The organism is Nocardia sp. NPDC102475 (assembly GCF_055584605.1).
Window position 1 is genome coordinate 257,555 of sequence record NZ_JBVJLS010000012.1, and the last position, 13,302, is coordinate 270,856.

Genomic DNA, 13,302 nt, shown 5'->3' on the forward strand with positions numbered 1-13,302 from the left:
CGCCGGCTGGATCGATTGTGGTCATCTCGACGATGCGCCGGACAGCCATCGGCGAGCGCGACCGAATACAGAATTCTTGCGCCCGCGTGTTCGATCGATCGTGTTGCACCAGTGGGGCAGCGCCTCTCGTGCGGCAAGCCACGTCTGGGGTATCCCGACGAGCGGTCCAGTGCGGTCGCTGGTGTAGGCGGCGACGATCCCGCCGACGATGGCGCTGGTGGTGTCGATATCTCCGTCTGCTGCAATGCATGTGGTGACTGCGGTCGGGTAGTCGTGCAGATATGTGGCCGCGACCCACATCGTGAACGGCACCGTGTTCTGTGCGGTGACGCGAGATCCGTTGCCGAGTTCGTTGGCGGCCTCGGCTGCGGAGGCGCCGAGCAGGGTGCGGGCGCGGCGGATCAGCCGGGTCGTCTCACCGTCGTCGAGGCGGTCCAGGACGCCGGTAATGAATTCGGTTGGCGTGGGTCGTGTCCCGTTGAGGCGGGCATGCGCGGCGTGGGCTGCGGCGAGTGCGACCGCGACGGCACCGGTGACCCCTTCTGGATGCAGATGCGTCACCTGCGCCGACCGGATCGCTTCGGCGACAACCTTTTCCGGATCGCCAGCATAGAAGGCACCCAACGGGGCAACCCGCATGGCCGCACCGTTGCCACAGGAACCCTCGTCACCGAACGCGGCTGCGGCTGCCTTGCGCCAATGCACGCCGTCGCGGACTCGGCGCAGGGTGCCGACGGCGTTGAAGCCGTAGTCACGGGCGGGGTCGAAGCGTCGCGCGAAAGCGGTAGCAAGCCGATCCTGGTCGATCGCGCCGCGACTGCACAGCTCGGTGACCACAGAGCAGGCCATTTCGGTGTCGTCTGTCCACCCCCATGGCCCGGCGGGAAGATTACCGGCCCGTAGATCTGCGATGGATCGACGCATGATCGGGAACTGCTGGCCTAAAGCGTCCCCCACCGACAGTCCGTCCAAAGAATCAAGCATCAAGTCGACATGCATCGCGTCCGATGATAGCCAAGGCGAAGACGATCTACGCCGATGGCGAATGTGTGATCGAGGGAACTATCCGGAAGTTCCGGATGGTTCGTATCGAAGGCGGTCGCGAGGTCGTGCGCATGTATCAGATGTACACGCGACACGACGGCGCCGAAACTTCGAAGCCGCTTGGCGCTCAGTTCAGTTCAGTTCACCGAAGTGTCGAGCGGATAGCGGGTTTCGAGGCGGGAACGGTCTCGGTAGAAGAAGTTCAGGACGAGATCGTCGGCGATCTGGACCAATTCGTCGCGGCCCTCGACCACGGATACCCACTCGGTCGGCAGGGCGGACAGTCCGTGGACCGCGCCGATGAGGTTGCCGGCTACCGCTCCGGTGGAATCGGAGTCGCCGGAATGGTTTACCGATAGCAGCAGCGCGCCACGCACGTCGCCGGTCCGGAACGCGTACAGCGCGCAGTAGACGGCGATGGCGAGGCACTCCTCCGCGACCCAGCCCTGCCCGATCTGCTCGACTCGCTCCGGTGTCGGCGGGCCGAGATGAGCGAAGGCCAGCGCACCGGCCAGGGCGGACACCGTCTCGGAGCTGTCTGCCGGGATCGAGGTGAGTCGGATGATGATGTCGCGCACGGCGATCGGCAGTTCGACTCCACTAAGCACGCTGTCGATCAGGGCCGCGAACGCGCCGGCGGCAAGATAGCCGGTCGGATGGCCGTGGGTGAGCTGGGCGCATCGCATTGCGGCGTCGAACGCCTTGTGCGGGCCGAGGGCGGCGAGACCGAATGGTGCTGAGCGCACCACGGTCCCGCATCCCTTCGAGTTCGGATTCACCGGCCCCGGTTCACCGGGTAGATGTGGCGCCCGATATTCCTTTGCTTGGAGCCGCAATCCGCTCGTGCACGCATGGCCCGGTGACCGCATCGCGTAAAGGAACTGCCGTCCCGCCAACCAGCCGTCGTGTTCGGGTGCGGGCTTGGCTTGCTCCTGGGTGGTCAGCCAGCGCAGATATGCGCGCCGCAGCACTGGAGCTGGATCCGCGCCGGGCGGGCAACGCAGCAAGCCTTCGGCGGTGAACAACGTCATCTGGGTGTCATCGGTAATTTGCTGCGGCGCATCGGGTATCAGGCCGGGCAGGAAATCGGTGACGCCGGCCACCCCGTGCTGCTCCCTGATCTGTGCCAACTGCAAAAACTCGATCGGCCACCCGAGTGCATCACCCACCGCCCCACCCAACATCGCCCCACGCACCCGATCGAACAACGTCTCGTCTTCCCGCACGGCCACCGATCCTTGCACCGATCTGAACCTGTCGGTCGAGCAGAGTAGATCTGCTGGCCAATCGGCCGAAACCCTGAAGAGCTACTCGAAGTAGTCCTCGTCACCCTCGACGATGGTGTCTGCCCGTTTGAGGCCCGGATGCCGCGGCGGCGCTCACCTCTTGGTTGGTGTTTGCTCGGTCGAAAATCAACTGGCCGGTCTCCTCTCAGGGCGCCGGTTCCGACATCTCGGTGCGCATAGACCGAATCCTGTGTCAGTCAACAGAATCTGATCGCCGGCACGTCAATTGCGCTGGCAGCGCTCCTGCGTGGACCACCTCCGATGGCCATGAGACGACTTCGGTGGGGCCTGTGAGTTCGTGCTCGCGAATATCGGGTGAGGTAGGGTGCTGGGGGGTTCAAGCTGGACAGTTCCACCGTTGAATTGGGGGGCGTATGGCTACGTTCAAGGCTGATCTGGAGCAGTTGGGGAAGCTCGGAGCCACGCTGCACGATCTGGCTCGTGAGGCCGAGGGCGTCAAGCCGAAGCGGACTGCGGAGGTCAGCTCGCCTGAGCAGTTGCAATCCGTGGGTGCCGGATTGCTGCTCGAGAGCGAACAACTTCTCGGGGTTCTCATCCCAACGCTCAAGGAGCGATTGAGCGAGACCGGTGACGTGATGGCCAATATTGCCCAGCAGTTCAAGGACGCCGACGAGAGCAACGCGGACAACATCATGGATCTGTATCGGAAGTCCACCGGCGACTGGACGGTATAGGGGCGAGGATGACTCCGAAAAGCTGGATCGACAACACTGATCCATCGAAGCTGATCGCGCTCGGCGACTCGTGGATCACTTTCGGGCATCGACCTCGAGCACCTGTTCGACAGATACGTCGACGCCGTCACGAAGGTGAACGGCGCTTACTGGGATGGCCGATGTGCTCACGCGGCGCAGGACCGTGCGCGAGCCGACCAGAAGACCATGCAGACGCTCGCCGACAAGATCAATGCTGTCGCGCAGCGCGCCAAACAGGGTTACGACGAGATCGATGCTCCACTGCGTCGTGCGCGGGGCGCGCTGATCGAAGCGGCTCATCGTGGTTATGCCATTGCCGACACCCTCGCGTTGAGCATTCCTTCTGGGAAGTCGGTCACTGACGAGGACAAGCAGGCACTTCTTGTCCTGCAGGACGAGTTGAACGACGCTGTCCGTTCCACCGTGCAAGCCGACAGTAAGGTCCGCGACGACCTGAACAACGCCCGCGCCGAGCTACGCACGGCCTTCGTTGCCACGGCTGCGCTGGGCGTCGAGCAGGGTAAGGCGGACGGGGCGAACCTGACGGACAGTCCGATGCGCTTGGGCCCGGACGGCGTGCAACGCTTGATCGAGGCTGGTCAGTTGACGCCGGAGCAGGTAGCGGCGTTGCAGCGTGGCGACACAGCGACGATCCCGGCGTCGCAGATGGAGTACTTGACCCAGATCAGTCGGTCTCTGGATGGCAAAAGCCCGCAGGAGATCGAACAGATCATGGCCAAGCTGCCACCCGACGGGCAACGGGCACTGGCGAATTCATTCCAGATCGTGTCGAACGAGAAGATCAATGCCGGTGTCACCAACGATCCAGCAATACCGAAGCATGGCGGCGCGAACCAACTGCCCAAGCAGATCCAGTCATCTTTGACACGAAAAGACTTGGTGGTAAACCAGTTTCACAATACGGCCGGTGGAACAACCCGCAGCATCGAGTTGAACGGCGTGGCCGACAACCAGGCCATCGCCAACATGGTCAGAGTCAGCGATCCTCAACTCAGGAACGGGTCCGCGATCGATAGCGAATTACTGGATGTCGGTCGACAGTATCTTGGCGCGCAGGTCAATCATGAACAGTTGCAGCACAGCGCGTTGACGTCGTTCACCGTCGACGGCAAGGGTGCAAGCGATACCTCCGCGATTACCGAGGGAATCTTCGACGCCGTGGGGCAGGACAAGGTCGCTGTCGAGTCGGTTGTCACCGGCCCGAACGGCAAGGACTTCGTTTCCGATGCCCTCAGCCACCAGTGGCCCGACGATGGGAAAGCGGTGTCCTCGCTGTTCACCTTCGGGGACAAAGAAGCCACCGTCGAGGACCCGGGGAACCCAGCCGACGTGCAGTCCGCGATGCGCACCGGCCGGATCATGCAGTCTGTAGCTGAGGCAACCAGTACCGACGAGGCGTGGAAGTTGTTGTCGAATGTTCCCAATACCGACGGCCAGTCGGCGGGGCAGCTGAATCCTGATCTGCTGCAATCGATATCGAAGAGCATGTCACCGTATGTGCCGGACCTGGCCGGCGCTGACCAGCCCGACAAGCCCGGCTTCAACCTGCTGCGCTCGGACCACACGTCCTGGGCTGATCCCAACGGCAACAACAGTTTCAGAGGATCAGCCAACATCTTCGCTCTGATGAACACCGATGATAAAGCGGGAGAGCTGTTCAATGGGGCCGCGGTGGCTGAAGTGCTGCGGCAGGAAACCAAGTTCGGGGCAGACCCGACCAATCCCGATGCCGGTGGCTGGTTGTCGACGGCTGGCAGGCTGCATGGGCTCATCGACAAGGGCAACATGATCGAGGTTCAGGACCAATACGACGATCAGCATGCGCAAGAAGAAGCGAGCTACAAGCGGAAAGCGGCATGGTTCGATGCTGGTAAAGCAGCGTTCAGCTTCGGGTCCGGTTTCGGTGGTACAACCGAGAAATTCGCATACGCCCTCGTCAACGGCAGCGGGGACTCGCTGAAGGACGCATTCACCGGAGGTCGACCGGGTCCCGCCGCGCTTGCCGGACTGTCAGGCGCCGATTTCTACCGTGACGACTACGCCATCCTCAAGGCACGTCAGGACATCGGGCTTCCCTTGCCGCAGATCTCTTCCCAGCAGTCGTGGATGTTGGACGGAAACGGGCAATTGCTCAACTACGAGCAGATGCGAGACAAGCTCGGAAATGACCCGCAACGCAAGGATGCGTTCGAATGGTTGGTCACCCGAATGGGAGGAGGCGACGGCCATCAGGTCCGCAATGGGTACTCCGACGTGGTTCGAAAAGATGGGTGACCCTGGCAGATTCGGCGTCGCGGCGATGGCGGTGCTTGTGTTATCGGCAGGCTGCTCAACCACTGACGACGCCAGCAGCCAGACACCCGCAACGCCTACACGCACGAACCTGGAGTTGATCAACTCCGATGTGTGGTCCGCGGACCCGGCAGTTGACCTGTTCAGCAGAGGTGCCGAGTTGGTGCGCGCCACCGTCGAGTCAGGCGATCTGACGCTGTTCGGTGGAATCGACGTGGCTTTCCCGGGATATGCGGCTGCCTTTGAAACGCCCTACGATCCCGGCAATTACGATATCGAAGCGACCTTCTACTCTGGGCACGGTACTTTGCCCCAGCAGCGGAGGACGGAATATCTGCACATTACGAACTACGTCGCTGACAGTCATAGAGTTTCGGCTGTTGTGTGCCGATTCTACACCCGGCCGGACGCAATTCCGGGGGAGGAAAGCAGTGCTCACACTTTTTGTCAGGGAGTCGCTCTTGAAAACAGCGGGACTGACGCCGGGGCACCTGGTCGGCGCGATGAATCTGCGGAAAACGTCTCCGCTGGCGGGGGCAGGGTGCCTGCGTGGAATGTGTTCGGAACCTGGAAGATCAAAAAAATAAAATTCCTGGGCGGGGACGAGACTCCGGACAGTTGCTTCACTTGGTGGAGCGAAAAGTTTCCCTATCTGATTCGGGTAGGGAACAGGCGGTTTTACGAAGTCGCGCCCGGTGCCACGATGCCGCCGGAGCCACTGGCGAAACACTATCCGGAATGGATCGGTCCGTCCTCGTGAGAAGCCGGAGTGAACTATTTGGCAGGTAGGGCTGACTCGACAATCGCTGCGATCTCCTGAGCATGGTCGCACGCATTCCAGCGAGTGAGCGCTAGAGTGCTGCTCACTGACACGTCAATCGTCGCGTCCGGGCCGGTCATGACGACGTAGCATGCTTCTGCTGCGGGCTCACGGTAAGTAATCGCCTCGCGGTTGTTCACCTTTATTTCGGTCGCTGCATTGCCTTCGCGTTTGCGGAACTCGTCGAGGGTCACGTTGGTCGAAGAAATTGTCAGCGAACCTACTCTGCCTGTCTTCCCGTGCACATCCTCCTGACGTTCGAAGGTGCAACTAATGAACGCGTAGCCGTCATGAACCTGATCGGCACGTTCACGGGTGTTAGGGACGAACCCCGCTTTCGTGATGGTGTCGTCACCGATTTCGAAACACGGATCGAACTTCACCGGACTGCGGGAGTTACGAGGTTGATCCGGGGCGGGTTTGACGGATACGGCGATGCTTGGTTTCGATGTGGTCGTGTCCGTCGGTTCGCTCGGGCTGTTGCGACTCGAACAACTGGCAGCCACGATGGCGCCCATGGTCACCGCCACAGCGATACTGGTGTGTTTCACAGCGTGTCGTCACCCATCCCTGACAGATCTCCCGCGATCTTGACCCTGTTCGCGTTGACCTGATCGGCCTCGGAGATCAGCTGACCGGCGCGTAGGTATGCTTCCTGCAGCCGCATCGCTCCGTCGATCAACTGGTTGATTACCTTGATCCCGTCGGCTGCTTTGTTCGAGAAGCCATCTTGCAGTTGGTGCCCGGAGGGGAAGCCACCGAACCCCTTGGCATCCTTCACCGTGCGGAGCTTGTCACTGATCTTTTGCAGCCCGATGATCATCTGGTCGTACAGCTGGACCGCTTCGTGGACTGCCTGGGGATCGAATGCGATTTCGCCTGCGGCTGCCGCGTCGTTGAATGCTTTGATCTGGGCTTGCCCGTAGTCGATGTTGGTCGTGCTCACCGCTGCCCCCAATCCGCTGGCTTCCGAAGGAGATTACACGAGCCCACATCGGGTTCGTTCGCCTGACGTTCGCTGCGATGGCTGCGTCGGCGAGCACATCTACCGAATGCCTTGGGAGGGACCGGCATTCAGCGTCAACTGGGAAGATCTGCTGGTAGTGGCCGTGTTAGGCTCCGAACGGACCGATCGGTGATGCCTAGGGGGAATGACCACGATGGGTGATCAGGACAAGCCATCCACGGCGTCGATTCCCGGTCTTCAGGATCTGTTGGACCAGCGCGACGTCCAGGTTGCTACACAGAGGTCAGCCGATTCGCAATCACGAGCGCGGCGCGATGACGCGGAACTCAGCGACCTGGGTGCAGGCGCTGACCCGGATTACGTCAACACCGAAGAGCACTTCGAGGGCATGACTCTGGAAGCCATGTACGCCGGGGTCCACGGTGACGCCGTCGGTATGGGTGGCTTGGACGCGGCGGGCCTCCAGACGATGCGCAGAACCTGGTTTGAGTGCTTCTCCGAGCTCGCCAATCTGTCGACGTTCAACCTGATGGGGCTGAATCGGATCTTCGGCAACGGGGGTTGGCAAGGCGCTAGCGGATCAGCGGCTCAGCATGCATCGCAACAGTATTCGGCCGTTGCCAATCAGGTCGGCCGGGTGTTCGAGACGATGAGCCAACGCCTGGATTCCCTCGGATGGGCTGCTGAAGCTGTGCGTATCGCCGTCCCGGCTCCGTCGTCGTCGGTAGTAGATGGGCTCGATCCGGATAATCCTGCGCAGTCGGTGCTGCCCGGCCTGATCAATCCTGAGTATTCCGACCAGGTCGATAGCACGCGGGAAGAGGCGCGGCAGGCGGCCATCAGGGCGCTGAACAGTGTGTATAAGCAGACCTTTCCTCCGGCGGGATCTGGGGTGCCGACGTATGCGACGGTTCCGCAGATCGGGGCGAATGCGGACCTCGGCGTCGTCGGCGCGAACAATGGCACCAGTCCCGGAAGCATTGGAGCGGGCCCTGGCACGTCTGGAGACCCTTCCGGCGCTGATAGTGCTACGGCACCGCAAAATGCCATGTCTGATACGTCGTCACTGACCGCGACCCAGCCATCCGGTACGAGCCCAGCAGGGGTGCCCATGCCGGAGATGACGGGCACCGGTCCCAGCACCACAACGACACCTGCGGGTGTCGGGAACGGCCTTGACTCGCCTGGAGCGGCTGGGCTGACCGGACTCGGGAGGGGAGCAAACGGTGTGGGCGGCCCCGACACGAGTCCTCGGATAGGTGGCCCGGGTTCGTCGGTTCCAGGAGCACCTGGTGCTGCTGGGGTGGTCGGCTCTGCCGCAGGCGCGGCGGCGGCAACTCGCACTGGGACGGGCACTTTCGGGCCAATGGCGCCTGGTGCCGGTACTCGACGTAAAGACGGTGAAGGCGACGGTGAGCACCATGCCCCCGACTATCTGCGGGGAGTCGCCCCGGACTGGACCGAGGGACTGGACACACCGGTCGAGGTGATCGGTGAGGCCGGTTTCCCCGAAGCGGATCCGTTTGCCATCGTTGAGGCGGTTCCGCCGACACCGGTCCGCAGTCGGCAACCTATAACACCGACTTTCGTTGAGGCTGCGCCCGTCGAGCCGCGAACCGCGGTCGACGCCGCTCCTGCGCCTGCCGCGGGTACGCTGCCAGCGTCGGAGCCCCCTGCATCCTCAGACACCGAAGCAGAGCCGGGCCAGTCGGCTGGGTTCTCTGGGACGGGTCCCTCGCTCGATGACCTATTCGCCGAATACAGGTGGCGCGCAGACGATGTCGATGCGGCACTGGCGACGGAGCAGCCAGACGCTGGGCCCGAGAAGCGAAGGTCGGGCGCCGAGTAGTGAAGACCCAGACGGTGTGGACCTTCACTCCGGACGAATTCGCCTGGATTTGGACCGAAACCGGGCTCGACGTCTATCCAGACCCGATCAGCATCCTCGAATCAGCGACGACCGCAGAGGAATACACGCAGCTGATAAAGGCGATCAGCGCCCGCTACCCACGCGGAGCAGATCCCGATCTGACCGCACCCCTTCGGGTTCTCGCACATCCTGAACTACGCATCGTCTGCAAAGGCCGATCCCTCAACTCCCCCAAGCGAGTTCGCTCGCTCGGCGCGGCGACGGCAGACCTCGGCGTCATCCTGTTCCAAAAATCCGGTCCAACCCCAGATTTCGGCGGCGACATCAAACTCGTTGTCACCCAACGCCACCACCTCGCCAAGCACATCGCCGCGACCATGCCGCCGTCCCCGCCCGGCGGCGCCGAAACGATGATCGGCTACACGCCACGAGTGCGTGGCGAACAGCCGCCGACCTCATGGAAACCAGCGCCCAACGGCGAACGTGCCGTCGAAGAACGCATCCGCGCTCTGCTGCGGCTACCCGGCACCGCCGAGGGCCACTTCCGGATCCAACGCCACCCCCACGGTCAACGGCCGCATCCACCGGAATACCTGAGCTGGATCGACATTCGCAACGACCACCCGGCGGCCGGTCGCTACCTCATTGACGTAAACGACAACGACACCACCGTCACACCCGCTTCTCCCGCAGTCATCGTTCGTGAGTTGCATCGCCGCGTCGCACCCGGGTCCTGATTGTCCGTCTACCGCAGCCGAGGAAGCCAGCGATGGTGACAGATCCGCCCCCATGTTTGGCGTGGCCTTGCGGGTGATTTCCGACCGCGGTCTGCTGTAGATCATGACGTTCCGAATCCGATGAGTTCAATCTCGGTGCTTCGGTAGCAGATCGCTACGACGGCGCCTGGTACTGCCAGCGGTGTACTGCCGTCGCATCGGTTGTTGTCGCGGTCGAGCGGGTAGGTGGCGACTGGGGTACCGTCGGTCCGGCTCCATGAGTGGATCTCGGCATGGGGCTGGCCGTCGGATCCTTCGTAGAGGGTCGCTTCGACGAGTTCGGTAGCGAGAAATATGTCCTTCGCACCTGGGAGCGGGTAGCGGCCGTGGAGGCCGGAAAGCTTGTAGCTGACAGTGTTTTCGTCAATTACCGTCACGTGCAGTGCGTCCGAATCGTAAGGGTGTGTAGGGACCTCAGTCAGCACCTCGGGGCCGTTCGGATCGGCGGCGCTCGGCGTCGGGGTGTTGGCCGGAAGGATCGGGGCGGTCGCGAGGCGATCGGGTCGGTCGAGGATGATCGTTCCGGATTGGTGCGCGTCATAGGAAGACCAGTTGACGACAATGGTGTTGGCGAGGGCTCGTGGAAGATGCCACGGATTGGTTTCCGACACCGATATGACATGGGTGTTCGGATCAGGGGCAGTTCGGGTGAAGTCGGACTCGGTCCACAGCACGTGTCCCGTGATCGCGTCGAATGCGATCCAGCCCTTGTTATCCCAGCGCCCGAGCACGACCGTGCCGCCGTCGAGCGACCGCAGCGATCCGGGAATGTATTCGACGCCGAGTTCCTCGCCGCGTTGCGCGTTCGTGCGCAGGTAGTGCCACAGTGGCGTACCGGTGGCCCCGTCGTAGGCGGTGAGGCCTTGGGTCGAGGCGAGCACGAAACCGGTGCCCGCCACCGCTATGTCCGGGGCGCGAAGGTCGTAGCCGTTGTCGGGATACCGATCGACGGCGATCATCGGGATCGGGATCCGGTAGCGCTCGCTACCTATCCTTTGTGGAACCGCCGGAACCCGCACTGCGGCAACAGTGTTGTGGTCGATATTGGCGCTGTCGTCACCGGCGCTGATCGCGGCTGCGGTGACCCCTGCAGTGGCAACGAGGCCCAGTGACACCGACGCCACTAGGGTCCACCGCCCCAACCGGTGCACATCTGCGGGACGTAGGGCAAGGCCGATCACCAGTACCGTACCGGCGAGCACGAGCCCGTCGGCGGCTACTGCGGTCGGCAACTGGGTGAAAAATGGGTACTCGAATTGGATGCGTCCGTACATGCCTGGCAGGTGATTCTTGGCTGCCATGACCGCCGTCACCGTCGCGGCGGCGAGCGCAGCGAGCACTAACACGATCGCCCGGCCGGAGCCTTCCCGTGCGCGCAGACCTCGGACAACAATGCCAGCCGCTACGACCAGCATGAGTGCGCCGAGTACCGCTGCAGTGGTGGCGAATCTGTCGGGCACGTCGTTGATCGGTAGCCGGAACGACCCGAACACGTCCTCACCGTCGACCATCCGGTCGTCCAGTTGTACTTCCGCCGCGAAGAACCGGCTGTGGATCCCAAGGATCGTGCCGCCCGCGATAAGACCGAAACCGACGGCACCGGCAGCTGCCGTCAGCCTGGCCAGCCACCTGGATGAGCCGTTAGTTGTTGACGTGATGTCGGAATTCATTCTGTCCCCCAATGTGTGCACGCCCGGCAGTACGGTCGTTGAGTTGTGGTGTCCTGCCGCCGGAACTAGTCCATGGCCGTACTGGCGAACGCGATGAGGTCGGTGCGCCAATCTCGGTCGGAGTCGAGCAAACTTCGTCGAGACCACAAGGGGCGTCCAACTCGTCGCCGATACCTCTTAGCCCATGGATCATCGGACCGCGCAGCCAGGCTCGTCTCGGGATAGAATTCGGATCGAGCTCGATGAGGTCTGCAAATCCCGCGTCGTTGAACGCTTTGATCGTGGCTCGCGACTCGAGTCGATATTCGCCGCGATCACCGCTGCCCCCGATCTGCTGATCTCCGAGGAAGCGTACACACGGCGGCATCGGATTCGATCCACCAACTTTCGACGGCATCCCTGTTCTGCGGGTAGGAGTGACTTGCCACTACCGCCCGCGCCTGTGATCTGGCTCGGTCGAATCTCGTTCCAGCACAGGGAATGAGAAGTCCGGCAGTCGGCGCGTTCCGGCCGCGATCTCGAAGCACAGATCGCTGTAGGCCACGGCGAGCTCGGTGAGGCGATGCTGGGTGTAGCGAGAAACCAGTGTCGATGTGCCCTGCGCGGCGGCGCGGGCATCGACCGAGAACTGAGCGAGCCGGTCGATCACCATGCCGACTGTCTCGGTGTGCCGATATGCGGCATCAAAGGCTGGCGGCTGATCGGCGCTCAGCCAGCTGTCGATGCGCGACACCAGTCGATTGCGCTCGCGGTCGATCGTCCCGATATCGGCGCTGTGGTCCAGACGGGCCTCGTGCAAGCTGGCCAGTTCGTAGGCGCCTTGCAGGATCGGATGCGCGATGGCCACTGTTCCAGCGCAGGCTTGCAAGATCATGTCTTTGGACGGCAGCGGTGTCCTCATGCCTGCCTCACCGCGTGGGCCAGCTGTCCGGAACCGGCGGTCACCGAACCCCCGGCTCGCGGTGACCGCCGCGGTTCTTGTCGACGGTCCTGCGGAATCGCGGTTGCCTGGGCGCATGCAGTATTCAGAACGAGCCAGCGCCGGTCTTGGCTTCGTGGGCGCGCGAAGATCGCTGTCGGGGTGATCATTTCGTCTCTTCAATGTGTGCTCGGAGTTGGCAGGCGAGGTGCTGATCCAGTTCGTTGGATCGCGCCGATCGCAGGGGAGTGGTCGCGGATGGTTGCGTCGGGTTCGCGGCGTTGGACTGGGCATGTGGGGTGGTGATCGAGGTATATGCCGTACTGAGGGTGTCCAGCGCCCGCCCGAGAACTAGGCATTGGGGTGGGCAGCGGTGGTGGATGCTCATGGCGCGTATCGCGTCGTCGTCGTTGAGCGCACCAGGGTCTGTGAGGCAGTCGGTCAGATGCGTCTCATCGTCGGGATCGAATGGTGTCGAGGTATTCACGGCACCGCCCGTTCCGCGGCCGCGTTGTCGTCGATGATGTGCGCTCCGATCCACTGGCATGGTTGGGCGTCCCATGTGCGGTGTTCGCCGATCTGGTTGTCGGACACCGGGACTGAGCCGCAGAGCACGGCGGGGCACGTCACGCTGACTAATCGGTTGTCGCCGTCGAATTGCGGGCGCCCGCAGTCGGCGTACAGCCGAACATGGCCACAGCCCGTTGCGCCATAGGTCGGTGTGGGCTGGTGATAGCGAGGGCGTGTGCGGTCCGAGGTAGGGGGCGTTTGTGGTGGATGTGATTGGATCCAGCGTCGCCAGTTCAGGCGAAGTGCGAACCGCGCCGATACGGGGCTGGTATGGACGTTGTGCGGGGTGCGCGTCTTGTTGCAGTACCGGTCATTGAACATGGGGCAATGCACTCCCTTTCACGGGATGAT

At 62.7% G+C, this 13,302-nt stretch carries 11 protein-coding genes; 5 read left to right on the forward strand and 6 right to left on the reverse strand.

The annotated features are described in order from the left end of the window. Positions 1-21 precede the first annotated feature (21 nt). Positions 22-999 carry an ADP-ribosylglycohydrolase family protein gene (locus ACZ60G_RS23070; RefSeq protein WP_465812100.1) on the reverse strand — a complete coding sequence of 326 codons (978 nt, stop codon included), beginning with the start codon at positions 997-999 and terminating at the stop codon, positions 22-24. Positions 1,000-1,181: 182 nt separating this feature from the next. Then, a complete protein-coding gene (locus ACZ60G_RS23075; protein WP_465812102.1) occupies positions 1,182-2,276 on the reverse strand; it encodes an ADP-ribosylglycohydrolase family protein in 1,095 nt (364 codons plus the stop codon). A gap of 428 nt (positions 2,277-2,704) precedes the next feature. On the opposite strand from ACZ60G_RS23075, the gene ACZ60G_RS23080 reads away from it, so the two are divergent. From ACZ60G_RS23080 to ACZ60G_RS23090, 3 genes are all read left to right on the forward strand, one after another. Further along, positions 2,705-3,025, forward strand: coding sequence for a hypothetical protein (locus ACZ60G_RS23080; protein ID WP_465812103.1), 321 nt, complete (start codon positions 2,705-2,707; stop codon positions 3,023-3,025). 135 nt (positions 3,026-3,160) lie between these two features. After that, positions 3,161-5,341 carry a TPR repeat domain-containing protein gene (locus ACZ60G_RS23085; RefSeq protein WP_465812105.1) on the forward strand — a complete coding sequence of 727 codons (2,181 nt, stop codon included), beginning with the start codon at positions 3,161-3,163 and terminating at the stop codon, positions 5,339-5,341. Then, a complete protein-coding gene (locus ACZ60G_RS23090; protein ID WP_465812106.1) occupies positions 5,307-6,119 on the forward strand; it encodes a hypothetical protein in 813 nt (270 codons plus the stop codon). The genes ACZ60G_RS23085 and ACZ60G_RS23090 overlap by 35 nt, the downstream gene beginning before the upstream one ends. Before the next feature lie 14 nt (positions 6,120-6,133). On the opposite strand, the gene ACZ60G_RS23095 is transcribed toward ACZ60G_RS23090, so the two are convergent. Both ACZ60G_RS23095 and ACZ60G_RS23100 read right to left on the reverse strand, forming a co-directional pair. Continuing rightward, positions 6,134-6,730, reverse strand: coding sequence for a DUF3558 family protein (locus tag ACZ60G_RS23095; RefSeq protein ID WP_465812108.1), 597 nt, complete (start codon positions 6,728-6,730; stop codon positions 6,134-6,136). Beyond that, positions 6,727-7,125: a hypothetical protein gene (locus ACZ60G_RS23100; protein ID WP_465812110.1), complete on the reverse strand. Its 399-nt coding sequence runs from the start codon at positions 7,123-7,125 to the stop codon at positions 6,727-6,729. The genes ACZ60G_RS23095 and ACZ60G_RS23100 overlap by 4 nt, the downstream gene beginning before the upstream one ends. A 214-nt stretch (positions 7,126-7,339) precedes the next feature. Between ACZ60G_RS23100 and ACZ60G_RS23105 the strand changes: the two genes are divergently transcribed. Together ACZ60G_RS23105 and ACZ60G_RS23110 are read left to right on the forward strand one after the other, a co-directional pair. Beyond that, the gene (locus ACZ60G_RS23105; RefSeq protein ID WP_465812111.1) at positions 7,340-8,995 is read left to right on the forward strand and encodes a hypothetical protein; all 1,656 of its coding nucleotides are present in this window, start codon (positions 7,340-7,342) and stop codon (positions 8,993-8,995) included. Further along, positions 8,995-9,753, forward strand: coding sequence for an ESX secretion-associated protein EspG (locus ACZ60G_RS23110; RefSeq protein WP_465812112.1), 759 nt, complete (start codon positions 8,995-8,997; stop codon positions 9,751-9,753). The genes ACZ60G_RS23105 and ACZ60G_RS23110 overlap by 1 nt, the downstream gene beginning before the upstream one ends. A 101-nt stretch (positions 9,754-9,854) precedes the next feature. On the opposite strand, the gene ACZ60G_RS23115 is transcribed toward ACZ60G_RS23110, so the two are convergent. Together ACZ60G_RS23115 and ACZ60G_RS23120 are read right to left on the reverse strand one after the other, a co-directional pair. Then, positions 9,855-11,462: a hypothetical protein gene (locus ACZ60G_RS23115; RefSeq protein ID WP_465812114.1), complete on the reverse strand. Its 1,608-nt coding sequence runs from the start codon at positions 11,460-11,462 to the stop codon at positions 9,855-9,857. Between the two features lie 427 nt (positions 11,463-11,889). Further along, positions 11,890-12,363, reverse strand: coding sequence for a DUF4254 domain-containing protein (locus tag ACZ60G_RS23120; protein ID WP_465812116.1), 474 nt, complete (start codon positions 12,361-12,363; stop codon positions 11,890-11,892). Positions 12,364-13,302: the final 939 nt, after the last annotated feature.